At 54.8% G+C, this 26,119-nt stretch carries 27 protein-coding genes; 12 read left to right on the top strand and 15 right to left on the bottom strand.

The features are described from left to right. Positions 1-44 precede the first annotated feature (44 nt). Both KP814_RS07875 and KP814_RS07880 read right to left on the bottom strand, forming a co-directional pair. On the bottom strand, positions 45-1,016 hold the full coding sequence (locus KP814_RS07875) for a DMT family transporter (RefSeq protein ID WP_216736251.1): 972 nt from the start codon (positions 1,014-1,016) through the stop codon (positions 45-47). A gap of 251 nt (positions 1,017-1,267) precedes the next feature. Beyond that, on the bottom strand, positions 1,268-2,200 hold the full coding sequence (locus KP814_RS07880; RefSeq protein ID WP_216736252.1) for a LysR family transcriptional regulator: 933 nt from the start codon (positions 2,198-2,200) through the stop codon (positions 1,268-1,270). A 109-nt stretch (positions 2,201-2,309) separates the two neighbouring features. Between KP814_RS07880 and KP814_RS07885 the strand changes: the two genes are divergently transcribed. From KP814_RS07885 to KP814_RS07900, 4 genes are all read left to right on the top strand, one after another. Then, positions 2,310-3,359, top strand: a complete 1,050-nt coding sequence (locus KP814_RS07885; protein WP_216736253.1) for an MBL fold metallo-hydrolase — start codon at positions 2,310-2,312, stop codon at positions 3,357-3,359. A 266-nt stretch (positions 3,360-3,625) separates the two neighbouring features. Further along, the gene (locus KP814_RS07890; RefSeq protein WP_216736254.1) at positions 3,626-5,167 is read left to right on the top strand and encodes a hypothetical protein; all 1,542 of its coding nucleotides are present in this window, start codon (positions 3,626-3,628) and stop codon (positions 5,165-5,167) included. A 5-nt stretch (positions 5,168-5,172) separates the two neighbouring features. After that, a complete protein-coding gene (locus tag KP814_RS07895; RefSeq protein ID WP_216736255.1) occupies positions 5,173-6,300 on the top strand; it encodes a caspase family protein in 1,128 nt (375 codons plus the stop codon). After that, on the top strand, positions 6,287-7,924 hold the full coding sequence (locus KP814_RS07900) for a hypothetical protein (RefSeq protein WP_216736256.1): 1,638 nt from the start codon (positions 6,287-6,289) through the stop codon (positions 7,922-7,924). Before KP814_RS07895 ends, KP814_RS07900 begins: the two co-directional genes overlap by 14 nt. 114 nt (positions 7,925-8,038) lie before the next feature. Here the strand turns inward: KP814_RS07900 and KP814_RS07905 are convergent, their stop codons facing one another. Beyond that, complete coding sequence (locus KP814_RS07905; protein WP_216736257.1) at positions 8,039-8,266, bottom strand: hypothetical protein; 228 nt, start codon at positions 8,264-8,266, stop codon at positions 8,039-8,041. 341 nt (positions 8,267-8,607) lie between these two features. Between KP814_RS07905 and KP814_RS07910 the strand changes: the two genes are divergently transcribed. Further along, complete coding sequence (locus tag KP814_RS07910; RefSeq protein WP_216736258.1) at positions 8,608-9,294, top strand: heavy metal response regulator transcription factor; 687 nt, start codon at positions 8,608-8,610, stop codon at positions 9,292-9,294. Next, positions 9,281-10,687, top strand: coding sequence for a heavy metal sensor histidine kinase (locus tag KP814_RS07915; RefSeq protein ID WP_216736259.1), 1,407 nt, complete (start codon positions 9,281-9,283; stop codon positions 10,685-10,687). Before KP814_RS07910 ends, KP814_RS07915 begins: the two co-directional genes overlap by 14 nt. A gap of 25 nt (positions 10,688-10,712) precedes the next feature. Here KP814_RS07915 and KP814_RS07920 read toward each other — a convergent pair whose 3' ends face one another. The 3 genes from KP814_RS07920 to KP814_RS07930 form a co-directional block, all read right to left on the bottom strand. Further along, positions 10,713-11,111, bottom strand: coding sequence for a hypothetical protein (locus KP814_RS07920; RefSeq protein WP_253938241.1), 399 nt, complete (start codon positions 11,109-11,111; stop codon positions 10,713-10,715). A 380-nt stretch (positions 11,112-11,491) separates the two neighbouring features. Beyond that, positions 11,492-11,692, bottom strand: a complete 201-nt coding sequence (locus tag KP814_RS32735; RefSeq protein ID WP_253938242.1) for a hypothetical protein — start codon at positions 11,690-11,692, stop codon at positions 11,492-11,494. Between the two features lie 99 nt (positions 11,693-11,791). Beyond that, the gene (locus KP814_RS07930) at positions 11,792-12,115 is read right to left on the bottom strand and encodes a topoisomerase DNA-binding C4 zinc finger domain-containing protein (RefSeq protein ID WP_216736261.1); all 324 of its coding nucleotides are present in this window, start codon (positions 12,113-12,115) and stop codon (positions 11,792-11,794) included. Between the two features lie 242 nt (positions 12,116-12,357). Here KP814_RS07930 and KP814_RS07935 point away from each other — a divergent pair, with 242 nt between their 5' ends. Continuing rightward, positions 12,358-12,873 (top strand): hypothetical protein, encoded by a 516-nt coding sequence (locus KP814_RS07935; protein ID WP_216736262.1) that lies wholly within the window; start codon positions 12,358-12,360, stop codon positions 12,871-12,873. Between the two features lie 57 nt (positions 12,874-12,930). Here the strand turns inward: KP814_RS07935 and KP814_RS07940 are convergent, their stop codons facing one another. The 9 genes from KP814_RS07940 to KP814_RS07980 all read right to left on the bottom strand — a co-directional run bounded on the left by KP814_RS07940 (position 12,931) and on the right by KP814_RS07980 (position 22,795). Next, positions 12,931-13,686, bottom strand: coding sequence for an ABC transporter substrate-binding protein (locus tag KP814_RS07940; RefSeq protein ID WP_253938243.1), 756 nt, complete (start codon positions 13,684-13,686; stop codon positions 12,931-12,933). Between the two features lie 127 nt (positions 13,687-13,813). Then, complete coding sequence (locus KP814_RS07945) at positions 13,814-14,668, bottom strand: hypothetical protein (protein ID WP_216736264.1); 855 nt, start codon at positions 14,666-14,668, stop codon at positions 13,814-13,816. Positions 14,669-14,746: 78 nt separating this feature from the next. Then, positions 14,747-16,309 (bottom strand): MBOAT family O-acyltransferase, encoded by a 1,563-nt coding sequence (locus KP814_RS07950; RefSeq protein ID WP_216736265.1) that lies wholly within the window; start codon positions 16,307-16,309, stop codon positions 14,747-14,749. Positions 16,310-16,319: 10 nt separating this feature from the next. Next, positions 16,320-18,005 (bottom strand): carbamoyltransferase C-terminal domain-containing protein, encoded by a 1,686-nt coding sequence (locus KP814_RS07955; protein ID WP_216736266.1) that lies wholly within the window; start codon positions 18,003-18,005, stop codon positions 16,320-16,322. After that, positions 18,002-18,253 (bottom strand): acyl carrier protein, encoded by a 252-nt coding sequence (locus KP814_RS07960; protein ID WP_216736267.1) that lies wholly within the window; start codon positions 18,251-18,253, stop codon positions 18,002-18,004. Before KP814_RS07960 ends, KP814_RS07955 begins: the two co-directional genes overlap by 4 nt. Next, the gene (locus KP814_RS07965) at positions 18,250-19,353 is read right to left on the bottom strand and encodes a cytochrome P450 (RefSeq protein ID WP_216736268.1); all 1,104 of its coding nucleotides are present in this window, start codon (positions 19,351-19,353) and stop codon (positions 18,250-18,252) included. The genes KP814_RS07960 and KP814_RS07965 overlap by 4 nt, the downstream gene beginning before the upstream one ends. Then, the gene (locus KP814_RS07970; protein WP_216736269.1) at positions 19,343-20,365 is read right to left on the bottom strand and encodes a cytochrome P450; all 1,023 of its coding nucleotides are present in this window, start codon (positions 20,363-20,365) and stop codon (positions 19,343-19,345) included. Before KP814_RS07970 ends, KP814_RS07965 begins: the two co-directional genes overlap by 11 nt. Positions 20,366-20,421: 56 nt before the next feature. Further along, entirely contained in the window at positions 20,422-22,080 is a 1,659-nt protein-coding gene (locus tag KP814_RS07975; protein ID WP_216736270.1) for an AMP-binding protein, read from the bottom strand. Positions 22,081-22,381: 301 nt separating this feature from the next. Then, positions 22,382-22,795 (bottom strand): hypothetical protein, encoded by a 414-nt coding sequence (locus tag KP814_RS07980; protein ID WP_216736271.1) that lies wholly within the window; start codon positions 22,793-22,795, stop codon positions 22,382-22,384. A 212-nt stretch (positions 22,796-23,007) separates the two neighbouring features. Between KP814_RS07980 and KP814_RS07985 the strand changes: the two genes are divergently transcribed. From KP814_RS07985 to KP814_RS08005, 5 genes are all read left to right on the top strand, one after another. Then, on the top strand, positions 23,008-23,337 hold the full coding sequence (locus KP814_RS07985; RefSeq protein ID WP_216736272.1) for a transcriptional regulator KorA: 330 nt from the start codon (positions 23,008-23,010) through the stop codon (positions 23,335-23,337). A 159-nt stretch (positions 23,338-23,496) separates the two neighbouring features. After that, positions 23,497-23,874 (top strand): DMT family protein, encoded by a 378-nt coding sequence (locus KP814_RS07990; RefSeq protein ID WP_253938244.1) that lies wholly within the window; start codon positions 23,497-23,499, stop codon positions 23,872-23,874. A 93-nt stretch (positions 23,875-23,967) separates the two neighbouring features. After that, on the top strand, positions 23,968-25,059 hold the full coding sequence (locus tag KP814_RS07995; RefSeq protein WP_216736273.1) for a putative zinc-binding metallopeptidase: 1,092 nt from the start codon (positions 23,968-23,970) through the stop codon (positions 25,057-25,059). An 85-nt stretch (positions 25,060-25,144) separates the two neighbouring features. Continuing rightward, positions 25,145-25,669, top strand: a complete 525-nt coding sequence (locus KP814_RS08000; protein ID WP_216736274.1) for a DUF1566 domain-containing protein — start codon at positions 25,145-25,147, stop codon at positions 25,667-25,669. 60 nt (positions 25,670-25,729) lie between these two features. Continuing rightward, positions 25,730-26,116 (top strand): VOC family protein, encoded by a 387-nt coding sequence (locus KP814_RS08005; RefSeq protein WP_216736275.1) that lies wholly within the window; start codon positions 25,730-25,732, stop codon positions 26,114-26,116. The last annotated feature ends 3 nt before the right edge of the window (positions 26,117-26,119 follow it).

Below are 26,119 nucleotides of genomic sequence, written 5' to 3' on the forward strand. Positions count from 1 at the left end.
CTTCAGCGCCGTGAGCCCGTGGCGGGCAATTGGCGGCTGTGGATTTAGTAGGCGTTCTGAGTGGGTTCTTGCAGTGTCCCTGAGGACTCGTCCAGTTCCTTTTTCGCTTTGTTTTTCTGGGACGAGGACTGGGCGTTTTTTTCTTTTATTGTGATAAGGCAGACGGCGACGATGATGACGCCGATACCGACCATATTGACGACGGTCAGGCGTTCGCCCACCAGCGCGTAAGCGACCAGCCCGGCCACGAGAGGATCGAACATGCCGATAATGGTGGCGGGTAGGGCGTCTACGTGGCGCAATCCGTACATCAACAGCCAGTACGGAATGATGGTGGCGATAATCGCGATAAACGCGATGTAGAGGACAACGTCCCCGGAGTAATCAATGGTATGAACGCTGAGCGCGGGCAGCGCAGCGAGCCACAGCAGGGAGCTGACCAGAAACGCATAGAGCGTTACCGTGCTGGCGCCGACGCCCCGTTGCTTACAGGCGTTGCCGAGCATATTGAAGATGGCGAACGCCAGACCGCAGGCCAACCCCACCAGCACCCCCGCGTTGAGGGAGAACAGCTCCGCCTCGCCGCCGGTGAGCAGGAAGCAGCCTACCACGCTCAAAGCGACGATGCCTGCGTCGCGAAGGTCAACGCGGCGTGAGGCGAAGGCGACGCTGATCAACAGCACGAAAAATGGCGCGGTGTATTCCAGGGTGATGGCCGCCGCCACGCTGATCATGCTGATGGCGTAGTAAAAAGTGATGTTCACGGCGGTGAAAGCCAGGCCGGKGGCGATCAGCAGGGGAACCGCCGATTTGCTGACCCGAAAGGTGGCGGGCTGCGTCAGCAGCATGGCCAGCGAAAATACTGCGCAGGCGACCAGGGAACGCACCGCCGTTAGATCCAGAGGCGAGATATCCGCATGGAACAGCACTTTGGCGAGAGCGCCGGCGACGCCGAACAAAATCGCCGCGACGGTGATCGCGGTAATGCCGAGAGCAAAAGGGTGATTTCGCCACATATCGAGTTCCTTCCGTTGCAATCCATGTTTCTGGCAGCGATATACGGGCTTTGTAAGCCGTCCCGCCTGTTACGCCACACGCGCCGAACCCTATCGACGACGTTGCAGCGACCCTGTCAGGCGACGCTATCGTTGCGCGACAAGGCGAATAAAAAGGGGGACGAATTCATACTACGCCTGTTTCCAGCTCGCTGGCAACTGGCAAAGTTGTCACTAAAAACAAACGCTTAGGATCTTAGTTAGAGGCGTTTTCACAGCGCCATGGCCTCCTGCAGACATTCCTCTATCACCGACATCAGCCAGCGCAAGGCCGGGTCTTTATCGCGGGTGGCGCGCCATACTAAATCCACGCTGGTGTCCGCCAGCGCCAGTGGCGGCTCCGTCGCGCGCAGCCCCGACGCGGCGCACATGCAACTGGCGACGACCTTGGGTACGGTGGCGAGGGCGGGAATCCGCTTGAGGATCTGGGGCAGGGTGGAAAAGCGCGGCAGCGCGAACTGAACGGTGCGCCGCAGGCCCATTTCCGCCAAAGCGACGTCCACATTGCTTTCAAACGCGCCTTTGTAAGTCACCATCAAATGCGGGTGACTGACATATTGCTCCAGCGTGAGGGGCTCTGTGATGGCGACCTGGGCGGGATCGTAAACGGAAAGAAAGCCCATGGAGCACAGGCGTTTGCGCAGCATCCAGGCGGGTCCGCCGTCCATAAAGCAGGAAACGCCCAGGTCCATGCCATTCTGCTCCAGCATGGCGGGTCCCTGAAAAGGGTCGACGGATTTAATGGCGAGGCGGATCGACGGCGCCTGCTGATGCAGCTTGGCGATCAGACGCGGCCCCAGCCAGACTTCCACCCAGTCCGACATGCCCACGGTGAAGACGCCTTCGCTGGTGACGGGGTCGAAGGTCGACGGCTCGAACAGGGCGGAATGGATTTTCCCCAACGCCGGCAGCAACTCTGCTTCCAGTTGCAGCGCTTTCACCGTAGGGGACATGCCCTGTGCGGTGCGCACCAGAATCGGATCGTCAAACAGCTCGCGCAGTCGCGACAGCGCTCCACTTACCGCAGGTTGCCCCAGATGCAGTTTTTCCGCCGCGCGGGTGACGCTGCGCTCACGCAGCAAAACCAGCAGGGTGACCAGTAAATTAAGGTCGACGCCCCTAAAATCTCTTTCGGTGATATTCATTATTGTAACAATCGATTTGAGTGATAACTGCGAATATTGAATCATTGCATCCGGTCAAAGGCAATGGCGAAAGCGCCGCGCCGCAGTAAAAATTTTTTAAGGAAATACTATGTCTACCTCTTCTTTCAGCACCTCTTTCCATACTTCCCACACCACTCAAAAAACACCCCTGGCGCGCAGTCTGTTTCTGGGCGCTGCGTTACTGACCGCCGGAGTATCTATGACGACGCTATCCGCTTACGCTGAATCCGCTACGAACGCCAAATCCACCCAGGCTGTTGCGGCGGCGCAAAGCAACCCTGGCTATTACGGCATGAAGCTGGGCGACTTCAAAATTACGGCGGTTTCCGACGGCTCCGTGATGGTCGACTTCACCAAACTGATGAACAACACCACGCCGGAAGAAGTGACGCGGCTGCTGGCCCGCCATTATCTGGGGCCGCAGGTGGAAACCTCCATTAACACCTTCGTGATCGACACCGGCGACCATGTGGCCATCGTGGACACCGGCGCAGGGGATATCTTCGGCGACAAGGGCGGCCACTTGCTGGACAACCTGAAAGCCGCCGGATACCAGCCGGAGCAGATCGACGCCGTACTGCTGACCCACATCCACGGCGATCACTCTTCCGGGTTGACTCGCAATGGCAAGATGGCGTTCCCCAATGCGACGGTCTATGTGGATCAGCACGATGTGGATTTTTGGATGAATCCAGCCAATAAAGCCAAGGTGAATGACACCCTGAAACGCGGCTTCGACTGGGCGGAGAAATCCGTCAGGCCTTATATGAACGCCAATAAAGTGAAAACCTTTAACAGCGATGGCGAGTTGTTCCCAGGCGTGAAAACCGTCGCCACGCATGGCCACACGCCCGGACATACGGTGTACGAAGTAGAAAGCCAGGGGCAGCGCATCCGTTTCCTGGGAGACCTGCTGCATATCCGGGACATCCAGTTCGCCAGACCGGAAATCACTATCGATTTCGACGTCGACTCGCCAGAAGCCGCCCGTCAACGACTCGCCGCCTTCAACGATGCGGTGGAAGACGGTTACCTGGTCGGCGCAGCGCACATTCCATTCCCTGGCGTCGGCCATGTGCAACGGGACGGCGGCGCGTTTGAGTGGATTCCGGTGAACTATAGCGCGCAAGTGAAGTAGCGCCCGTTTTATCTCTTAACAGGGTCTGAGCGTTTCAGGCCCTGTCTTGCCTGCGCCTGCTCCCCGGCATGAGGGAATCCCCCTCACAAAACGACTTCTTCATCTATACTAAAACTAACGCCTTTCCTGGGCGCCGGATGTATTTGCGGGCTGTAGGCGATGGACGCGAAGGGAAGTTCAGCAGCCGATGCGGGATGAACCTTCGCCGTTATGGAAGGCGGCTTCTGAGAACATGTCATGGCAGGGTCAGCTTGAAGGAGGTGCGCATGTTCATTTCCAAAAACCATATCATCCACTTGGCGGACGGGCGATTACAGCCTGCATCCACCACCTCTGCGGCGGACGTGCGCCATATCGTGCGTCAGGCGCTGCAACAGAACCCGGCGGCGGGAATCGTCATCCACTTTCACGGCGGACTGGTCAGCGAAAACAGCGCCAGGGAAACGGCCGAGCAGCGACTGTATCCCTTATATGCCGATAAAGCCGGCGCTTATCCCATATTCTTCGTGTGGGAGTCCGGCTTTTTCGAAGCGCCCATGAATAATCTGAGGGAAATCGCCAACGAAAAAATCTTCAGGGAATTCGTGAAAAAAATCTCCGAATGGGTGCTGAAAAAACTTCCCGCAAGCGTTGGTATAAAAGGCGCAGGGGGAGTGGGGGTTAATGAAATCAAGCTGCGGCAGGAATTCGACGACTGGTTCGCCGGGCGCAGAGACACACCGCCTGACGCCCTGCATAAATCCGCCAGCCTGTCTGACGCTGTGATCGCCGCCAATACCCGCAGCGCAGCGCTGGATGTGGACGAACTGAACGCGGATATTACCGATAGCATAGAGGGTGATCCGGTCTTTCAGGAGGCGGTGACGGAAGTCTATAACGGCCTGCAGCCGCGAAATGGTCTGCAATCGGCCACGCGGTCAGAGGGGACAAGGGTGGCCTCCAATTCGCAGATCAGCAAGGAAGCGGCGGATCGCCTGTTCGAGCCTGAGCTGGCAGAAACCACCAGAGGGTTTGGCGCTATCGCCTGGTGGAAAGTCGCCAAGGTGGTCGCCGCCATTGTACTGCGCGTTATTCGGCGTTTTCGCGCCGGGCGGGCGCACGGGCCCTACGTTACTCTGGTGGAGGAGGCATTGCGAGAACTGTATATCGACAAAATCGGACGCTCGCTCTGGTGGGACCGAATGAAGAAAGACACCGCCGACGCCTTTACTGAAGGAAATGAATATGGCGGCCATGTCTTTCTGTCTGCGCTGAAGGAAGAACTGGAGGGCGTGCAGACGCCGCCCAGAATTACTCTGGTAGGGCACAGCACCGGCGCCATCTATATCTGTCATCTGCTGAGAAGCGCCGCCCGTCTGTTGCCCAATCAGCAGTTTGACGTCCTATTCGAAGCGCCAGCCGCCACCCATGCGCTGATGGCGGCGACGGTCGCTGAACATGGCGGCAGGATCAGTCATTTCCGCCAGTTCGCCATGTGCGATGAGCGTGAGGCGGGAGATACTCTGGTTCCCATACTGTATTGCAGCTCATTGCTGTACTTCGTCTCAGGCATGCTGGAGAACGAACCGGACGAGCCGCTGGTCGGCATGCAGCGCTATCTGAGCGAGAGCGACGTCTACAACGCCGACGCCTTCCCGAATATCCAGGCCTGTCGCGAGTTCTACGCCAAATACCCCAACAGTCTGGTGTGGTCGCCCAGCGTTGCAGGAGACGGCCGCAATAGCGACGGCCGAAAGCATGGGGACTTTGATGACGAGGACCTCTGCACCATGGGGAGCGTGGCGTACATTCTTCAACATGGGTATTAAACGTCATGGCCACTAATGATTACGCTATTCTGGTGGGCATCAGCCGATATGCGGACCCTGATCGCCTGCCTGACCTGAAAGGCCCGGTTCGTGACGTTGAGCTGATGCGCAACTGGCTGACGTCGCCTGCCGGCGGGGATGTGCCGCCGGCTCAGGTCATAGAAATCGTATCCGACGAAACCGGCATGACGCTGGCTGATCTGACAGCGAGGGATGACGGTGACGACAGCGCCATGCCGCCGCTGTTCCAGGATTTCTTCAAGAAGTTCCTCAAGTTGATCAGCAAGCCGGATCGCAGCGGCTACGTTTATCGCCAAGGTCGGCTTTATCTGTATTTCTCCGGGCACGGCTTTTGTGAGAAATATCGCCGTGAAGCCCATGCTGCGCTATTCGTAGGTAATAGCAGCCCGATAGAAAACTGGAATATCTACGGCACCTATTTTGCGCAATGGACCAAGGATCAGGGGCTGTTTTCTGAGATCGTGCTGATCATGGACTGCTGCCGTGACGCGAAATTAACGCAACGTCCTATGCCGCCGCCCCTGCCGCAACCCACCAATATCGGCGTCAGCGTCGCGCCAAAGCTGTTTGAACTGTATGGGGCGCCGCGAGGAGGCAAGGCGCAGGAGCGCGCTATCGCCGCTCGCAATGGCGAGGTGCACGGGCTGCTGACACACGCTTTTCTGGATGCGCTGGAGCATGCGGAGTGGGGAAAAACGGAGGTGCCTTCCCAGGCGGTGAAGAATTATCTGGAAAGTCAGTGGAGCATACTTTGTGAAGGAAGTCCGGCGGACCCGCCGGAGGTGGTGGTTCCCACCATTGGCGAAATCTATTTCCAGCGCAAGGCCGGTAAGTTGAAGCCGCAGCGCTTCAAAGTGAAGAACTGGAGCGATGGCGAGAAAGTCCGAATCGTGAACGGCCAGTTTGAAGTGGTCGCCGAACTGATACTTAACGGGGATCAGGTAAAAGTTAAGCGTGAGGCCCAGTTTGGAGGCGACGACAGCGAGGAGTTGGTTATTGCCGTCGTCGATGGCGAGTTTGAACTGCCGTTGCCGGTTTCTCTATTGATGGCGACCGGCGGCGCTTCGATTCAACAGAAATTTGAAACCGGAGGTGACGATGTCGAACTCTAAAGCATCCGTTACCGTCAATATCGCCGACCGCCAAGGTGAAATCGAAGTGGTGGACAGCGCTTTTCAGGTGGTGGCTAACGGGTTTGGCGCATTGACTGTGGATCTGGCGCCGGGATTGTATAAAGCGCGCGCGCAGGCTGGCGGCGGTCGCACGGAATCGTTGTTCCTGGTTGAGCCGCAAGCAAAGACGCTGACAGTGCCTCTGAACGCTATCGACTTCGCCAACCCTGCGCCGGTGCAGGAGGGCGAGGATTGGACCAGGCGTCAACAATCGGCGTTGTTTGATCTGGTTGCAAGTGAACCAGAGGACGTGGGACTGGGATGGGACGGCGGACTGTTACTGAGCCTGCGTCAGGACATACATCTCGATCACGACGAGGGGCGAAGCGCGGACCGTTTGCGCATCACCATGGATCGACTGCAGCTGCGGGACGCCATGGGTAATCAGCTCGCTGACTTTCGCCGCAAGGAAGTCCATTTGCCGGAGCTGGGGCTGTCCGCCGTCAACCTTAAGCTGAAGGCCGGATACTATCTGCTGGGCTATCAGGATGAGCAGGGCGAAACGGTTTTGACGCCTTTTTATGTTGTGACGGGGTGGCGTAGTCAGATCTATTTTCAGCTTCCTGACGAGGGACCTTTTGGTTATCAGGACTTCAGCGATCGGGCCATGTTGATGACGCCTTCGGGAATGGGTCTGCCACATTACGAACTGCGACGGTATTTAAGGCTTACCGAGATTGCCCGTTATGCATTGCTGCAGGGGAGGCAGGCCATTACCCGGGAGGAAATGAACGCGCTGTTGCAAGACAAGTTCTTTAACCCGCTGTTTGGACTGTTCGCCGCCCACTTGCTGCTTTTGAGTCCGCGCCCCAATCAGGACCTGCTAGAGACGGTGATACACAACACCGCAGGAATGATCGGCGTTGATAATCCGGATATCCAGGCGTTGAGGCTGGCCTTGGCTGGGCTCAAAGGGGAATCGCCGCTCGCCTCACAGGGCGTGAGTTTTCCGCCCATGCTTAGCGCCAGTTGGAGAGCGCTGCTGGATTGCCCTGCCATGGTGGTCGCTAATCCCGTTTTGCGTGAAGTGGCGGCCAGGCAAGTCGCTCAGGGCCCTTGGCTGGCCTGGAAGCTGGAAGAGGAAGTGGGTGGTCGCATTGTGTCTCGCTCTGGCGATTCTGTGCTGTCGCCCAAAATATTGGAGCTGACCTTAAATGTCCCTTCCAAGGTATTGGAAAAACTGAATATTTTTACCAAAATCTATAATTTTACCACCCTGGCCAGTCCGTCATGGGAGCTGCCAGACACGACTCCTGCGTCAGAGGAAGATGTGCTGCAAGCCATCAAGGACCTTGCCTGTAATAATCCCTGGAACGAGATTATTCGGGCGCACAAGAAGGCGGTTCGCGAAGGGCAGGGAGGGCTTCATCTGACCAATCTGCAATTCTCTCTGCTGCCTATGCTGCAGCTGATCAAGGAACAGTTGGAAGAAGGAGACGATTTCACTGTGGAGGAGTTCAGGTTGATGATGTCAGGGTTGCATGTGCCCCTTGTCGTCGCAGCCGAGGCGTTGCAGGATTTGACCGAAAAGCTGGCGACCATTGCAGCGCCGTCCGGCGGCTAGTCGCCTGGCGCTCAAAAAAAGGGGGCTGGGAAGCCCCCGACTGAGTGGACATCTCAGGTGGAACCGTTGTGTGATGTCTGATCGCTCTAAATGCTAAGGGTGTTGGAAAAAGTATTAAGACTGGGTGTCGTTGCTGGGCGCGTCGTCAAATGTCCAGCGTTTGTGTTGAACCGCAGTGTGGCCCATTTGGCTGGCGACGGAGCTGCCGGACTTCGCTGTGGAATGCGTCTTTTGTTCCGCTTTCTTTTCCCACAGGTAACCGCCGCCTTCTTCGCTGGCGCTTGCAGTCATGGCGTAGCTGGTCGCCATCAGTGTCGCTAAAATCATTGCTTTGGTTTTCATCGTTTCAATTCTCCAGTTACAGGGTGTGTATCTCGTTAAACCTTTACGGACAGTATTTTTCGCTACGGGTTTGGCCCGGCTTAATCCGAATCCTTTTGGTTTCCGCTGCTAGCAACTCCCTCGCAACAGGCCGGCTGCGCCGGTAATTCGAAAAGGATGGCGACACTATGTCGCGTCGGCGCTGACGGAGGCATGACGCATGGATTACAGGGTCGTAATGCGGCCGTCATCTTTACGCACGGCGTCACGGGTTATCTTTGCGCCGCCGCGCCCGCACGCGCGGCTCGATTCCCCCTCACATGTCCCTTATGCGACAACCCCATGCAGCCCGGAGGCGCAACATGAAACTGCTGGTCGTGGAAGACGAAGCGAAAACCAGGGAATACCTGCGGAAAGGCCTGACGGAAGCGGGCTTTGTCGTCGATACCGCCGCCAATGGTCTGGATGGCCGGCATTTGGCCATGACGGAGCACTTCGACCTGATCGTGATGGATATCATGTTGCCGGACCTGGACGGCTGGCGTCTGCTCGCCTCCTTGCGGGAAGCGGGCAACGCCACCCCGGTTTTGTTTCTGACCGCCCGCGACAGCGTATCGGACCGGGTGCAGGGGCTTGAATCCGGCGCCGATGATTACCTGGTGAAGCCGTTCGCCTTCTCCGAACTGCTGGCGCGCGTGCGTAATATTCTGCGACGAGGTCTGGCTCCGTTAAGCGGAAATCAGTTGAGCGTGGGCGATCTGACATTGGATATTTCCCGCCGCAGCGCCCGTCGCGGCGACGCGGATATTCAGCTGACCACGAAAGAATTCACTTTGCTGGAGCTGTTCGTGCGGCGTCAGGGGGAGGTGTTGCCGCGGTCGCTGATCGCCTCCCAGGTGTGGGATATGAATTTCGACAGCGACACCAATGTCATTGATGTGGCGGTGCGTCGCCTGCGCATGAAAGTGGACGACGGACATGATATTAAATTGATCCAGACCGTACGGGGCATGGGCTATCGGCTGGACGTGCGTAATGAGCTCCACTAAACGGCCATTGCCCCTCGCAGTCCGCATCACCGCGCTGGTGGGGATCGCCATCCTGGCGGTGTTTCTGGTATTCGGCTGGCTGATCGAGCGCACCATCGACCAGCACTTCATGGAGCAGGACAGCGCGGTGCTGAAAGAAGCCGCGGCGGTGGTGGAGGACATCCTGTTCCAGCACTGGCCCGCTGAAGATATCGATATGTTGCAGCGCAAGCTGGATCGCGCCCTGCCTGGCCGCCTTGGCGTTATCTGCAAACTCAGCAAGCCCTCCAGTGAAGTCATCTATGCGTCCCCTGAGTTTCGCGGCAGAGGGTCGCCAGGGGATCTGGAAGTGCTCACGGTCATTACCGCGGACAACCTGCGTATGTGGCGTGACGGCCAGAATCTGTACCGGGGTATTCGTCTCAAATTGAGCGCGCCGGAAGCCGCGCCTTCTTCCTACTATCTGGTGACGCTGGCGCTTGAAATCAGCGCCCATCGTAAATTCATGAAGAGCTATCGCCATACCTTATGGGCGTCCACTTTATTGGCGGCGCTGGTGGGGATCTGCGGCGTTTGGGTCGGCGTGGGCAGGGGGCTGGCGCCGCTGCGGCGGGTCAGTAATCGTATCCGCGGTGTCTCTTCGGATAGGCTGCACGTTCGTTTGGAGCTGGATGCCGCGCCGATCGAACTGGTGGAGCTGGCCGCTTCTTTCAATGACATGATGCAGCGCGTGGAAACCTCTTATCAGCGTTTGTCCAATTTCGCGGCGGATATCGCCCATGAATTGCGCACCCCCGTGACCAACCTGATGACGCAAACTCAGGTGGCGCTGAGCAAAGGGCGGGGCGTGGAGGAATATCGAGAGGTGCTTTATTCCGGCCTGGAGGAGTTCGAGCGCATTTCCAAAATGATCGACGACATGCTGTTGCTGGCGCGCACCGAAAGCGGCCTGGGTCGCTTGTCGCTGGAAAAAGTCAGCTTACGCCAGGAAGTGCAGGACCTGTTAGACTACTTCGAAGCCTGGGCGGAAGCCCAGGGCGTATCGCTGACCCTCAAGGGACGCTGCCGCAAAGTGCGGGGAGACCGCATGATGCTGCGCCGCGCGGTCAGCAACCTGCTGTCCAACGCTATACGCCACACCCCCGAAGGCGGGACCGTCTCAGTATCCCTGTGCGACACCCCCGGCTTCGCCGTAGTCAGCGTCGCCAACCCCGGCCCCGGCATACCGCCGGAACACCTGTCCCGCGTGTTCGACCGCTTCTACCGCGTCGACGACTCCCGATGCCGCACCGACGAAGGCGCCGGCCTGGGACTGGCCATCGTCAAATCCATCGTAGAAGCCCACGGCGGCTTCATCGCCGCCAACTCAGAACAAAACCACACGCAATTTGTGATGAAAATGCCGGGCAAGTAAAGCGCGCCCTCAGGGCGCAGGAGACTTATCCTCCGTGCGCCGCGGCGAACTCCGGGTAGAGAATAAAGTTATGGATAAGCAATGGAATCAGCCCGGCAAACATAATGACGGTGCTGACAACCAAAACATAACAGAGACAGATTTGAAATCTTGAAGCGTGAGCGCGAAAGTTAATGGTCTTCCTGTAAACGCTTTTCTGGTAATTGAAGCGCCCATCCACAAACCTTTTGGCAAGCCCTTTAAGAGGCCTGCCTTTGTAAGGCTGCAGCAAAATACCTGATACATAGTTGAATAGTCGAATCAGGAAACTGACATAGAAGATGCCTTTCTCCAGCGTGAACTCCTGAATCTCAAACTTCTTATCGAAAGGCCTGACGATGGAGAAATAAGCCACAGGCAACTGAATAAGGAGAATTGAGAACATGACCAGCGCCCAGATAAGCAGCCCGTAATGCCAATAAATGTTCGGGCTTAACAAGAACTCTGGAGGCGACGTGGGCAATTTCTGTGACTCAAAACGGTAAAGAGGTTAGCTATTTCGCGCTGCGGCGAAGTCAGGGTAGAGAATAAAGTCATGTATGAGCAAGGGGATTGTTCCTGCAAACTATATGACTGTGCTGACCAGCATGATATAGCACAGCGCGATTTGAAACCCGGAGGCATGGGCGCGAAAGTTAACGGTCTTCTTGTAGACACGCTCCTGATAACTGAGGCGTCCATTGACAAATCGTTGCGCGAGACCTTTCAAAGGCCTGTCTTTATAGGGCTGCACTAATATCCCCGCCACGTAATTGAAAAGCCGCATCAAAAAGCTGACATAGAAATTCCTTTTTCCAGCGTGTAATGTTTAATCTCAAACTTTTTATCGAAGGGCCTGACGAGCGTGAAATAGGCGACGGGAAGCTGGACTAATAATATTGAAAATAAAACCAGCCCCCAAAATACCCAATAGTAATGCCATATTGGGTTTGGGCTGAGAAGCAGCTCAGGTGGGGCGTCAGCCAAGTGATTACTCCTATCAAACATGTCTCAGCTTGGCGTGTTCGGTGACGCCAAAACCGCCAATTAGCAGAGTCGAACTCTACCGACTAACAGCCTTTTCTATCAAGCCGCCCGCACTCCGGTGCATTTCGGAGAGGCGCTGCAGCTGAAGAATTCGCGGCCGGCGCTGGGGCCTTTTTTGATTCGGCGGCTGACCATCTGTGCGCCGCATTGGGGACAGATTCTGATTCTGTTTGCGGGCTTGCGTTCGTTGGTTTCGGCGATGCGCATGATGGGGAGTGGCGTGGAGGTCGGCGTTTCCTCTTGCTGGGTTAGGCGTTGTATCACGCTGTTGAACCAGGAGGTTTGTAATAGGGCGATAATGACCGCCAATGGAGCTAAAAACCAGAATTCGAGCACCAGTTCAAGCGCTAATGAAGTGTCCATGTTGCTTCCTGCTTTTATCTTTCCGGATTGTTCTTGTTTTGGAGAAGTATAGCCCATCGGCGTGGGGCCGGGCGGCGTTGGCAAGGCGAATCGTAGTTATTACGGTATGGAGAAGAGGGTTGTACAAAATATGATCTTTTCTTGAAGGCTTCGCTTACTTATTCACGCCTATATTGATAATCGGCTCATGCAGTTTTTTGGCGCCGAAGGAGCAATCTTTCTCACTGCAAGGAGTGTGTCCCATGGCCAAATCCCACAAACAAATTATCGAAGCGATCGCCCAGCGTATGTATAAGCGTCGTCTGCGGGAGGCGAACACCAGCAGAAGCGGTTTCACCATGTGTTACGCGGTATCTGCAGTTACAGGCCGCTGCTATGTCGGCTACAACATGGCGGAATTGAATACAACAGACTGGGGAACTGGCGGTTGCGCGGAAAACCGCGCGGCTTATCTGGCGATGGCCTATGGCGAGGAGCTGGGTGATATGGTGTTTTTCGCCATGAACGACAACAGCGAGTATTTTAACGCCTGTACCGATTGCCAGCGCTGGCTTTGCGGAGCCCATCAAGGGCGGGGATTTCTGAAGAACCAGAGTCAGGAATGGATGATCTGTACGACTCGATTTCATTCCGCATCAAGCGCTTATGTTGAGGCCCCGCTGACAAACGAAGAACAGGAAACGCTGTTCGCAGCGGGGGACGAGATTGATGAGGATTCCCGCGAATTCTACAGAGATATCCGCTACAGACAGGGCTGATCCGCCAGGGAACCTCTGAAAAACTATCTGTGGCCTCGCCAACATTTTTCAGGGCGGCTAGTTTTTCGGATCATATTTCCCGGCCAGCAGATCCGCCATGTAGCGATCATAGATCCCCTCTGCGCGGATCTGCTTGAGTCCCTCATTGAACATCAGCATCAGACGTACGGAATCCTTGTGGACTTTGGGGAACAACAAGCTCAGGCGGGTAGTCGCGAGGGGCTTGGGATTGTAAGTGATGGACTCTCTGATCGCCTTGGGAAACTTCTGGCGCAGCAATGTCAGGCCTGCGACCGGGCCCATCAGGCACAAGTCGATGCGATTCAACGCCAGCATATTGAAGTTCTGTTCGTCCTCGGGGACTGTGCTTACCCGCAACATGCCAGACTCCGCCGCCGCCCAAAACTCCTTTGTGTAGGTATAACCAATGGTGGCTCCGATACTGTATAGGAGAAGGTCGTCGAGAGAGTTCCAGTCGTCTAACGGTGTGGTTTTTTGGTGGAAAAAGACAATGTCTTCCTCCGCCACGGGATCGCTGCAGAAGAAATCTCTCTGGCGTTCTTCGCTGCATATCCAGTACGAAGCGGCGTTGTGCAGTCCCTGGCGCGCCTGTTCATAACTGCGCGCCCACAGATAATACTCAAACGTGACGTCGATGCCCTGACGTTTAAAGGCCTCGGTAATGATGTGTCCGATAAAGCCGTTATGGGGACCTTTCTGAGAGGCCCAGGGAATATATTCGCCAGTGGCGATGGAAATGGTTTCCCGGGCCTGAGCGACATTGGATAGCGCCGCCTGTGCTATCCCCAACATGACAAAAAAGGCGCATAAAACGTGTTTAACGCAATGACGGTGCGTCTGTTTTGGAAGTACGGGGATATACATGTGGCGCTTGCTGGCTTCGGCTGCGTGAGCGAGTCTAAATGCTTGTAAGAAAAGTCTAGTTGAATTTAAGGTCGCCGTGGTCGCGCATAGGATGCTTATCTCCTGACTTACTGATTTGTACAAGATACTGCAGATAGTTAGCTCCCAACTCCGGGCTAAAGTGATTGGCGTCCTGCCATAATCTGGGCTTATTCAGGAACTCGCGATCGTATATTTCCGAGTAAGACACCAGACTCTTATTCTCTCCCAGCACCCTGTCAATCTCCGTAATCAATTGGTCAACTTCTTCTGGGTTAAGAAGATCTGGATGTACTGGAGGGATGAAAAGAATCACGTTGGTCTTGGGGCTGGCCTTGCTTTGTATACGCTTAATCGCCAGCGCTATGTCTGTCGCATATCGTGAAATATCGCGATATTGCCGGTACACCCTTTTGTCGAATGTGCTTACTTCCGTGAAGTAGGGGCCTGCGGCGCTGGAATGGCCGCAGTCAAACTTAGTCTGAGATTTGGGCTTGAACTGATCCAATAGGGCCTGTGAAGAAATGAAGAATGTCCTCAGGCTGATCAGTTTGGCGATAAGGTCTTTTTGCGCGGACAGGATCTTCTCTGGCGGCGTGTATGGCAAAGCCTCCACAAGAATGGCGTCAAACTTGTTCAGGTTTACCGCGTAGTCGACCAGGTATTCAGTTTGCGCGGAAGTAATACTGCTGACGCCAATGTTAAGTACAGAGTTAAGAGCGCAGGTGTCGAAGCCCCTCATGACGCGAGAGGACCCTATCAGCACCTTGGTTGCGGATGTCTCCGCAAGCGCCGTTTTTATCTCTTCAAAGTCAAGGCGCGTATTTATCTCATCGTAAATCGCAGGTTCGTCTGCGACCTCCGTGACCCATCCCAGACCCAGTGGGTCCATTAAAATATTCACCGGAAGAACCACGGCGTAACAGAGGAAGACGACACAGGCGATGCACCTAATATAACGGGTCACTGGTTACCCGCCATAGCTGAAGCTGGAGCCGTTATTGGTGAAGGATAGGGAGATGCACAGCAATACCCCCGCGGCGATGGCGGCGCGCATACGATTGCTCCAACGCGCTTTCATATTGTCCTCTTCGTTTTTCTCCAACAGGCCGAAAATCTGCATTGAGTTTGGGCAGTAAAACGTAATCAGAGTGACGAGCAATATATGAAGCATGCTGAGGTCCGGCGAAAGCGTCGGTTGTGCTATTTCATAGCGATTGACTGTGGTGAGAGTTGGAAAAAAACTGTAGTACTCGATCCATGCTCCATGGAGATACCCTGACAGGAAATCGAGTCTGTCGGACACGAAAAGAGTAGGGTTGTGAGTAAGCATATTGGTGAAGGACTGCACTATCTCAAAGTCAGGGTGGGTGAACTTCATGGCGCAGAGGCAGATAAATATCAGCAAAATAGCTCTTGATAGAAGTCTTGGCGTGCGAGCTGAGGCGGGTTTACGTCTTCTAAATACAAGCGATGAGGACTCTACGCCCACGATCGTAATGGCGACGCCCAGGCTGATGGCGACTGTAACGATATCCGGCGCATGCCAGACGCCCACCACGCCGAAGGAGCAGAATACGGCCCCGGCCCAGGCGAGCAGGTAACGCGTATTCAAGTCCTTTATCGGCGTCCTTTTCAGCAGTAGATAGACGGGCTGAAATACATATTGCCTGACAAACGCCATGAAGCTCATATGCCAGGACATTACATATTGCTGGGGCGTTCTGGCTTTGAGAGGCGAATTGAAATTGACGGGCAGACGCACCCCGAATAGCAGAGCGATGCCAATGGCCATGTCAGAGTAGGCGGAAAACACATAGTAAAAACTTAGCATGCCGCCCCAGAAAATGTATAAAAGTTCTGAGATGGAATAGTAGGTTTCCGGATTGATATTGCTCACCTGCAATAGTGCGCCGGTCATGCTCTCAATAGGGTCTGCGATCAGAGTTTTCTTCGCGAAGCCGAGAATGAACAGGCTGACGCCAAGGTCAATGTTATAGGGAGAAATGGACGACGAATCGTCCTGCTGCAACTGTCCCATCATGTCCTTGTAGGTAATGATCGGGCCCGAGGTCAGCGTGGCGAAGAAAAAGGAGAAGAACAGGTAATCGCTGATCTGGATTGGTTTTACCTGCCCGCTGGCGGAATCGACTATCGCTGTGACCTGCTGCAGCGAATAGAACGCCAGACCCAGTGGAAGCAGGAGAGACTGAGCCAGATCTCCATCAAAGTAGACCGTTCCGCCAAACAGTTTAAAAAAGATAAGTGGCGTTAGGCTGAGCGAGACCCCGATCAGCTTATACAGGCGTTTCCGATGAGGGGCGACTTCCATGCCTCGAATCAAGTGGTAGTTGATTAATACCACGCCCAGCAAAATGCCAAATGAAACCCGATCTGCGATGGCGAGGAACAGCATCGAAGCCAGGGCGACGCAGAGTCTGGCGTATCTTGGGGCGACTCTTCTACACAGTGAGAAGAGGCAGAGGATCGCCGGAAACACCAGAAGGTAAAAGGTCAGGTAGGAGATTTTCATCCCTTCCGCGTTACCTCTTTTTCTGAATGTAATGAGCGTCCAGAAGAATCGCATCCAGGTCTGTGGACATCAGTACCGAAACGGCGTCGTGAGCCGAGTGGATAATGGGCTTTCCCATTACGTTGAAACTGGTGTTCAAGAGGACCGGCGCGTTGGTTATTTCGCCAAAAGCGTTTAGCAGACTATGGAACCAGGGCGATACGCCGGCGGAGACGCTTTGCAATCGTCCTGTCCCATCGTGGTGCACGACTGCGGGAACCAGAGAGCGCTTTTCTTCTTTCCACGGAAGCGCGAAAGACATATAGGGAGAAGGCTGTGCGTCATCAAACCAATCCTGAACCAGTTCTTCTGGTAAGGCGGGAGCGAAAGGGCGATATGACTCTCTACCTTTAATGATCCCGTTAATTCTGTCTTTCATCTCAGGCGCTCTTGGGTCCGCCAGAATGGACCGGTTTCCCAGCGCGCGTGGACCGAACTCCGCGCGCCCACGGGCCACCCCTATGACTTTTCCTGCGGCAAGCTCATGGGCGATCAAGTCCACGCTTCCTTCAGGCAGCGGAGTGACTGTAAGCCCGGAATAACGCACTACGGCGTCAATCTCTGTGGCGGCGATTGACGAACCGAGGTAAGGCGATAGATGGCCATGTGGCAATTGGGTAGTTTTGTTATCCTCGGCCCAGGTGAGGATGGCTGCGCCTAGAGAGTTGCCATCATCCGCCGGCGCTGACGGAGCATGGACTTGCCCGAAACCATGTTGTCGTTTGACGCCGCCATTGTAGAGGGAGTTCAGCGCACACCCCCCGGAGAGCAGCAGGTTGCATGCGTCTGGGTATTGATTCTTTATGTCGTCGAGGATATGGTCGACGAGTTCCTTATAGGCCTGCTGTGCGGACATCGCGAGGCGGGCTTGGCTTAAGATCGGATCTTCAGGCTTTCTGGCGAGCCGCTGCAAGGCGCTTACGACTGTCTTGATCCGGTCTTTGTCTGATAGCAGCAGCCGACCTGCGTCGACTTGCATGATTGATTTGATTTCCTCGACAAGTTTCTCATCCGCCTGGCCGTAGGCGGCTAATCCCATTACTTTCCATTCTTCGCCGTGACGGGTGCTAAACCCGCACAGCTCTGTCAGCCAACCATAAAGCGCGCCTAAACTACCGGGTCCCCACGAGCGCCAGGCCCTTCTCAGCACGCTATCGCTCAATTCGAATAAGCTGGCGGCGCCCACTTCTCCTTCTCCATCCAACACAAGGCAAAGACCGTCTGAAAATGGCGAGGAGTACAACGCGTTGGCGGCGTGACACATATGATGATCATAGTGACGCACCTCGCCCAACAGGCGTTCTCCCAAAATCATTCGACAATGATTTCCCGCTCTGGCCTGAATATAGCCCTGCTGGCGCCGAATCCATTCACCGAGCGAAGCGGGCAACAGCGCATCGGATATCTGTACGGGTAGTTCCTCCTTGATGGATTTCCAGCTGGTGGCGACTAGAAACTCTGCTCGGGGGTCGGAAGCTATTAAGGGTTTCAGGACGCTCTCAATGTGTCCTATATGGTCTGGCATGACGCCCCAGGCTCTCTTGTCCTGCAGAAAGCGTTCAGTCGCCTCGGCGAAAATCACCTGCCCATCGCTATTTACAATGCTGAAAGAAGGATCATGGCCGGAGGTGGACAGTCCAATGTAATAACGACTCATACAGGCTGCGCCATCTTCAGCAGCGCGTCGGCGACTTCATTGGCGGTGCGGTATTCGAACATGACGATGGGCTCAATCTCGATTCCGAAATGATCTTCAAGACGTCCGCAAATCAACACCGCATATAATGAGTCTACGCCAATCGAAGCCAGCGGCGTATCGCCAAATAGTTGTTCTCGGGACGTCTTGGTCAGTTCAGATGCGCGATCAAGGATAAAACTAACGATATATTCTTTTTCCAGTTTCATTGATCAGGGCTCACAGTTAATAAAGTTAATGCTCTGGCGATGTGATTACTCTCGTCGTACTGCTTATTGAGGACGCGCAAGCGAGGGAACTGCTTTAAAAACCTTGGAATAAATTCACTGATAATGCGTTTGGAAAGCGGCGCGCCAATGCAGAAGTGCGCGCCATGTCCGAAGCTGTAGTGTCTCAAGCGCGACTCAGGTACATCAGATTCCGTCAGGGCCGCTTTGGCGATATTAATCATGACGGTATCGCTCTGACGAATAACGATGTTTCCTAATCTGCGTGGTTCCGCCGCCACTCGATGAATAAATCGCGGCGCGGCGCTTTGGTGAAGTAAGAGCGGCAGGCTTTCGAGAATATGCGCTGGTTCAGAAGGGGGAGGTGGGCCATCCCGGTACAGGATCTCAATCATATTGCAAAGCGTCTGCGCCAGAGGCGCTACCGCAGCATAGAGCGTGATGACGAGAGCGATTTTCTCCTCATGAGACAGCGGCGCGTCGTCATCCGCTAATAAGCTCGCCAAAACGCCGCTGGCTGGTGTTTCCAACTGAAGTTGTTGCTGGATCTGTTGGGTCAGCCATTCCAGTTCGTTATTGATACGCGCCAGATTGTTCAGTGACAGCATAGGTTCGATCAAACGCTGCAGAACCATGGCCAAGCGGTCGAACTTTTCGGCTTCGAGGGGCGCTAATCCAAGCAGTGGCTTGATGATCAGGGTAAATATGGGTTTCCCGACAAGCGCGACAACATCAAAGGACGTATTGGGTAGTTTTTCCAGAATAAGGCCGGTTTGAGTGACGATGACGTCATCCATCTCTTTCAAAGCCTGCCCGCTGAGGTAGCGAAGGCAGATCTCTCTTAGCCGTTTATGTTTTGGACCTTCCAGGAAAAACGGCGAGTTATCGACGTACATTTTCAGAAAGCGCAAGTCCACAGGGGCGTGCGCTTCCAATTTGCGCAGGAAACCGGGGAGATCCGGGACCCTGAATGCCTTATCTGATAAAACGGTCGCGGCGTCATGATAATCGTCAAGAATGACGATGCCGTTCTTCTCTTCAAATTTGCTTCTGCGCGCCTGGATTTCTTCTTCAGCAAACATAGGCCGGGATACTCGCAGGTCGTTTGGCGAAGGTGGATTTCTTGTACTGCACTGCTTCGGGATCGATGTCGATAAGCTCCAGAGTTGAGTAGATGATGGGTATCACTGCGCTAAGAACGACCTTGGCCAGATTAGCCCCAGGACAGCGGTGGCTGCCGCCGCCAAAGGCGATGTGGCGGCATTGACGGCTGTGCTCCAGCCCCGAAAAGCGGTTGTCGGGATAATAATCGGGGTCACGGTTGGCGGAGGGGACATGGATGAGAATTTGCTCCTCCGCTGCGACGGCTAGGTCATCCAGATTGACTGGCTCCTTGGCGACGCGGGTCAAATACTCTGTAGAAGCGCAAAGCCTTACCATTCCCTCGATATGCTCTTCAACCCATTGAGGATTGCTTAGCAACACATGACGAATACCGGGTTCCTTACTGTTTTCCAGCATGATTCCCGCCAGCGTCTCCGTTGTGGTGCGAGACGCTATCACCAGCGTCGCCATGAGTATCAGCAGCTCTTCCTGATTCAGGTGGTCCCCCTGCTGTTGCATTGCGAGAAGGATTCCGGGGCTGAGCGTCCGCCATTGGCCGTTGATCATGTCCCTCAGTGATAAAAAGGCGTTTTGTAGCGCTTTCAAACGCCTTATTGGCAGCAGTGGCTCGGTAATCGCGGCGGTTGCGTCGATCAACGCCAGAAATTTTTCTCGGTCAGGGATATCAAGACCAAACAGCTTGCTGATCATTGCAATAAACAGCGGGTCGCACAGGTCGCTGACCAAATCCACCTGCGGCCTGTGCTTTAGGCCCTGCAACAGCTCTCGCGTGACGGCCAGCAGACTTTGTTTATCCATCATCACAAGTCCCTGCTGCAGCGAGGACAGAACGACTTTCTTCAACGCGATATGCGCAGGGCCTTCCATAAAAGACAACATGGCGCGAACGACGCGGAGGAGGTAAGAGAAGTCCTCTCCGCTTTTCTTGTTCAGCTTTTCCACATAGTCTTCGATGGAAAATGCGGCCATCTTCTTATGGCTTAAAAGCTTGAGAGCTAACTCCTGGCTTTGTATCGCCTCTGGCCTCATACGACCTGTTCCGCGTAGCTGCGACGCACAAGTTCCGCCTGCACCTTACCGCTCGACGTTCTGGGCATTGAGCCTCTCGGAAGTATGGATACGTCGATAAGGCTGACGCCAAACTCATCAAATACCTGGCGTTTGATTAAGGCGACCTTCTCTTCATCAAACTCGGCGGTTTTGTTTTTGGTTTCAATTAACATTGTCAGACGATGGTCGGGCTCACGTTTGTAAAGCACGCAGGCGTTGGGGTTTAGTGTGTGGATTATATTGGCTGCGTTTAGCGCAAGATCATTGGTGAATATGTTTTTGCCATGGATGACTACCATGTCTTTTTCACGTCCGGTGATGAACAGGTAGTTGTCTTTGATGAAACCGATATCTCCTGTGTCCAGCCAGGTTCTTCCATTCTCCACGAATGATGGCAATGGCGCGTTGACGTAACCTTCCGTCACGCTGTCGCTGCTGATGAAAATTTTGCCGGCTTCTCCTGCCTCCTTGTCGCTGCCTCCCTCGGCCGACAAAATTCTTATGTGATCAAACGTACGTCCAAGGTAGCAGCCTTCGCAAGTGGTGAGTTCGTTGCTGCGTTGGGCGAATACCTCAGGCGGATCTTCCCAGACCTTTTCTCCTCCCACATAAAGCGTACTCTCCGCGAGTCCATAACAAGCCAGCACAGAACGGGGATGCAGCCCGGCTGCGCTGAACCGCTTCCTGACATTCTCCAGTAGCTGATGCGGCACATAATCAGCGCCGCAATACGCCGCTTGCCAGCAGGAAAGATCCAGTCCGTTGATAAACTCATCCGGTGCGATATCCAGACATAGTTGATAAGCGAAGGCGGGCCCGCCGCTGATGGCTGCGCGGTACTTGCTGACGGCGGCCAGCCAGCGCAATGGCTGCTTGATAAAATCAACGGGGCTCATCAAGACACACTGCATGCCCGACATGAGCGGGTAAATGATGCTCCCGAACAGTCCCATGTCATGGTAGTGAGGCAGCCAAGACAACATGTTCTTCTCGGGCGCGAAGCGCCACTTTTCAGCGGAAATACGCTGGTTTGCGAGGATATTTTTCTCTGTGACTTTGACGCCTCTTGGCGCTTTGGTTGAGCCGGACGTGTACTGAATAATGACGGGCTCGTGAGGAAAGGCGAACGGCATTATCATCGGCTCTTGAACCGACGCGTTTTGCTGACCGTCGACGTCATCGCCGCTAGTGGGGATATGGATTAACTGAAGCCCCTCGGCGCTTGCGGCATTCTCCTGAAAATACGCCAGTGTGTTTGCGTCGCAGATGACATGGCGCGTACGACTGTCCTCCATGATCGCCTGCAGTCGGTTCATCTCCTTGGTTGATCGGGGCGCTGGCACAGGAATAGCCGTTGTGCCGGAAAACAGACATCCCAGCAACGCCACTACAAAGTCGCAGCCTGGCTCCATGGAGAGTAAGGCCACGTGAGCGCCATTCATAGCGCGGCGCAAGCGTTCTGCATAGGCGGCGCTTGCGGAGAGCAGCTGACTTGGTGAATAGCGGGTTTCGCCAAGCTCTCCGCCTTTGTTCAGATAGGTCAGAATGTATTCTTGTGGGCTGCTCTTCAGCCCCTCGACAAGTAATGCGGCAACTGATTTTTCTTGGTTGTTATGACGTATTTTGTCGTCCATGAAGTTCCCTTGAAAAAGTTTATTGTTATACCTGACTGCACTCTTATGACTTCTGTTAATAAATCTAGCGCCCCTTCCTGGGTTCTTCCACTTGGAGCATGAAAAAAACGCGGCAGGAAGCGGCTCGTTCTGCTTGCCTCATTAGCCGCTTAAAAATTGCTCAGGTCTTCCGTAAGGCGTTGAATGGGCATATTAATAGCCCGGCGTAGCCTTTAATGATGGCGGGGTGTATAGAAAAGTTGGCTGCGTACGCCAAAGCTGCGTGAAGGAAGCAAATCGCTTCCTGTTCAGGACATGAAACCTAACGGCGGGTTCTCCTTTTCAGCTTTTKGAAGTCCTTCTTCAACTTCATTTCAATCAGTTCACTAATGGTGACGCCTTCGGCTTTGGCGAGGGCGCTGACGATCTGGTGGGCCATGACGTTCAAGTCGACGCCGCGGGTGGGGACGGCGGTTCCTCTTTGTTTTTCTCTACGCAGGCGGGCGGCGCGGATGGCGTTTTTCATTGAGTTCCATTCTTGTGACGTCATCCACTTTTCGCACCAGGCGTTCAGGGAGCCGTGGCTGGCGGCCCGGGTCAGCGCCTTGGCGGCGCGTCTGCGACGATCGGGTGAGGCTTCGGCTCCGCCGGGGAAGGCGGCGTCGCGGAATTTATTGTCGATCCAGCGTTTGGCGTACTCATAGTCCAGCGCTTGAATGTCGTACTTCTTTCGCATTGTGGCAACCTGCTTGAGTTTTGCTCATTTTCCAATATGTTACCGGGTAACGCAATTGATTTAACTTAATACTTTAAACTACAACAATAATCCCCATTTATATCTCTGATATGCTTAGGGTATATTGCCGTTTCGATAGCAGCGGCGACGCCGAGACAACAATGAAGCTTAAGGATGCATCTCTTTTTTAGATCCAGGTGGTAATCGCTCCCATGACAGAAGAACAATTCCGGATCGCCATCTCCGGCATGGAACTGGCCGAATCCAATCGTATTATCGCGCACGACTTATTGGTCAAACGCGTTCGCAGGAAACTGATCGTGCGACGCACAGGGTTGTCGAACACCCGTATTGGCCAGATTGAAAAGAACGTACTGGCCAACTACGCCAAGCGTCTTGAAGCGCTGGGGCTGGTGCGTGTAGAGGTGTTGGTGAGTCCCGAAAACGTCGCCCAGGTGAGGGCGATGGAGGAGCTGGACCGCTTCCCGGTCTACTCGGAACAGGGCGCAGAGGAAGAGGCGCTGGAAGCGGCGACCAGCTGACGCATTGACCCGCTCAAAGCTCTTATTGACGCGCAACTATTGACACCCAGCCGGGTTATGATGAAATGAGTCGCCCCCGCTGCTCTCTGCGGCGCGGGCTAAGCCGTTCCGGCTTGTCTTTCTCGTTGTCATCAATTTTCTTTATATCGCTGGTTGTCTATGTGGCCGACTATTTCTCCTGTTGTGGTGAGCGTGTCTCTGCTGCTCGTCAGTAATGTTTTTATGACCTTCGCCTGGTACGCGCATCTTAAAGAGCTGAACAACAAGCCCTGGATTATTGCGGCGCTGGTGAGTTGGGGCATCGCCTTGTTCGAGTACCTGCTGCAGGTCCCCGCCAACCGTATTGGTTACGGCGAACTCAGTTTGGGGCAACTTAAGATATTACAGGAAGTAATTACGCTAAGTGTGTTTATTCCATTCGCTTTTTTCTATATGAAAGAGCCGCTTAGACTGGATTTTCTGTGGGCGGGACTGTGTATCCTGGGCGCCGTATTTTTTATCTTCAGGCCCACCATTATGCAGGCGCTGCAAAGCTAAAAAGTTATACTGGACCGGCGCGTCGATGTTTCAGGACGCGCTTGGAATCTTCGCTGACTCATCAAATGAAGGTCGCAGGGAACCTCGCCTTTTATGAAACTATTTACCTGTCCGGCATGCGGTAATCTCGTCTATTTTGAAAACGTCGCCTGCACCCGTTGCGGCGCCGCCTTGGGCTTCGTTCCTGGTGAGATGGCCATGGCGGCGTTTATTCCTGATGGTGACCAATTTTGGCGACGCGTAGGGGACACCCATGGGCAGTACAAAAAGTGCTCCAATTACGCCGTTCACGCCGCGTGCAACTGGATGCTGAACGCAAACGAGCCGGTGGAGTTATGCGCCGCCTGTCAGCTCAACCGGACCATTCCTGACCTGAGCATTGCGGAGAATCTTCCTTTGTGGCGGACGCTGGAGACGGAAAAGCGCCGTCTGGCGTTCACCATAATGCGTCTGGGGTTGCCATTGACGCCCCGCAGTCAGGATGACGCAGGGCTGGCGTTTGATTTTCTGGCGGACCCAGATCCCAGTTTCAATGAGCGCGACCGAGTCATGACCGGCCATGCCCAGGGCGTTATCACTCTGAATATTGCGGAGGCGGACCCGGCGCTGCGGGTAAGCATGCGTGAGCAGATGGGCGAGCCGTATCGTACGATTCTGGGGCACTTTCGCCATGAGTCCGGGCATTATTACTGGGACCGCTTGATACGGGACAGCCACCGATTAACGGAATTTCGCCGTCAGTTCGGCGATGAAACGCAGAATTACAGCGAGGCGCTGGAGCGTCACTATCAGTCCGCGCCGCCGCAAGACTGGTCGCAGCGTTTCGTCAGCGCCTACGCCAGCAGTCATCCCTGGGAAGATTGGGCGGAAACCTGGGCGCATTACCTGCATATGATCGATACCTTGGAGACGGCCTATCAGTTCGGCCTGATGATTCATCCCCGCGCCGGCGATGACGCCACCCTGGACGTAAGCCATGACTTCGATCCCTACAATCAGCAGGCGTTTTCCGTATTGCTGGACCACTGGCTGCCCCTGACCTTCGCGCTCAACAGCCTCAACCGCAGTATGGGCCACGCCCATGCGTATCCTTTCATGCTGGGGCCGCAGGTGTTGCAGAAACTGGAGTTTGTGCACCTGACCGTGCGCGAGGCCAGCTCGGCGAATGCGCCAGGGATAAGCTGACGGTTTGTTAACAGAGCCATGTCGACATGAGTGATAGACTGCCAAAAAAATGTAATCTATTACTTTAAAAATATGGCTTAACCATATGTTATTAAATATAAATAAACTGCTTTTCATGCTCGCGTTCTCCCTGGCGTCAGCGGCGGCCGTCGCGCAGGAAGCGTGCTCCTCGGAGGTCACGCCGACCTCCCAGTTCGTACTGAAGGGCGCAGAAGTCTATGATACGAAAACCGGGCTGACCTGGAGCCGCTGCAGCATGGGGCTGACCTGGCGGGAGGGTTCAGGCTGCGTCGGCAAAGTGAAAATCTCCACCCTGGAAGGCGCGCGTCACTTTGCTGAACTGCAGGGCCACGGCTGGCGCATTCCGACTATCGAGGAGTTATACAGCCTGGTGCGACGGGGCTGCTCGGAACCGGCGATCAACGCTGAGGTTTTTCCGGATGTGCGGGACCTGGGTGAAGGCAGTCCCTACTGGAGCCAGACTCTGGTCGAAGAGGTTCCAACCCTGTATTACTTCGTCGATTTTATGACCGGCGACATAGATGGGCACACGGAGAGGTTTCCGTTGGCGTTACGACTGGTGAGAGAGAATGAGACGTCAGGGGATTAGTTTGTATCTTTCAAACAATAACTTAGGCTTGTTTTTTAAAGCATGGATAAGGAGCGTAAGATGAAAGCACAGACGCTTATCGCCGTCCGCGATGTGGCCGCCAGCAGCCGCTGGTATCAGACTTTGCTCGATTGCCGAAGCGGGCATGGCGGCCCGGAATATGAACAGCTGGTGCAGGATGAGGAGATGTTTATGCAACTGCACGCCTGGCATGCCCACGACCATCCTAACCTGGGCGACCCGGACGCCGCGCCCCATGGCTACGGCGTACTGTTATGGTTTCAGGTGGATGAGTTTGATGCGGCGGTGACGCGGGCAAGGGAGTTACAGGCGGACATTCTTGAAGGGCCAAAACTGAACTCCCGCGCCCAGCATAGGGAAATCTGGCTGCGCGACCCGGATGGCTACGTGGTGGTGCTGGCCAGCGCTTATGGGGATGTTGAATAAGGC

The organism is Hahella sp. HN01, from assembly GCF_018986435.1.
Taxonomy (GTDB): Bacteria; Pseudomonadota; Gammaproteobacteria; order Pseudomonadales; family Oleiphilaceae; genus Hahella.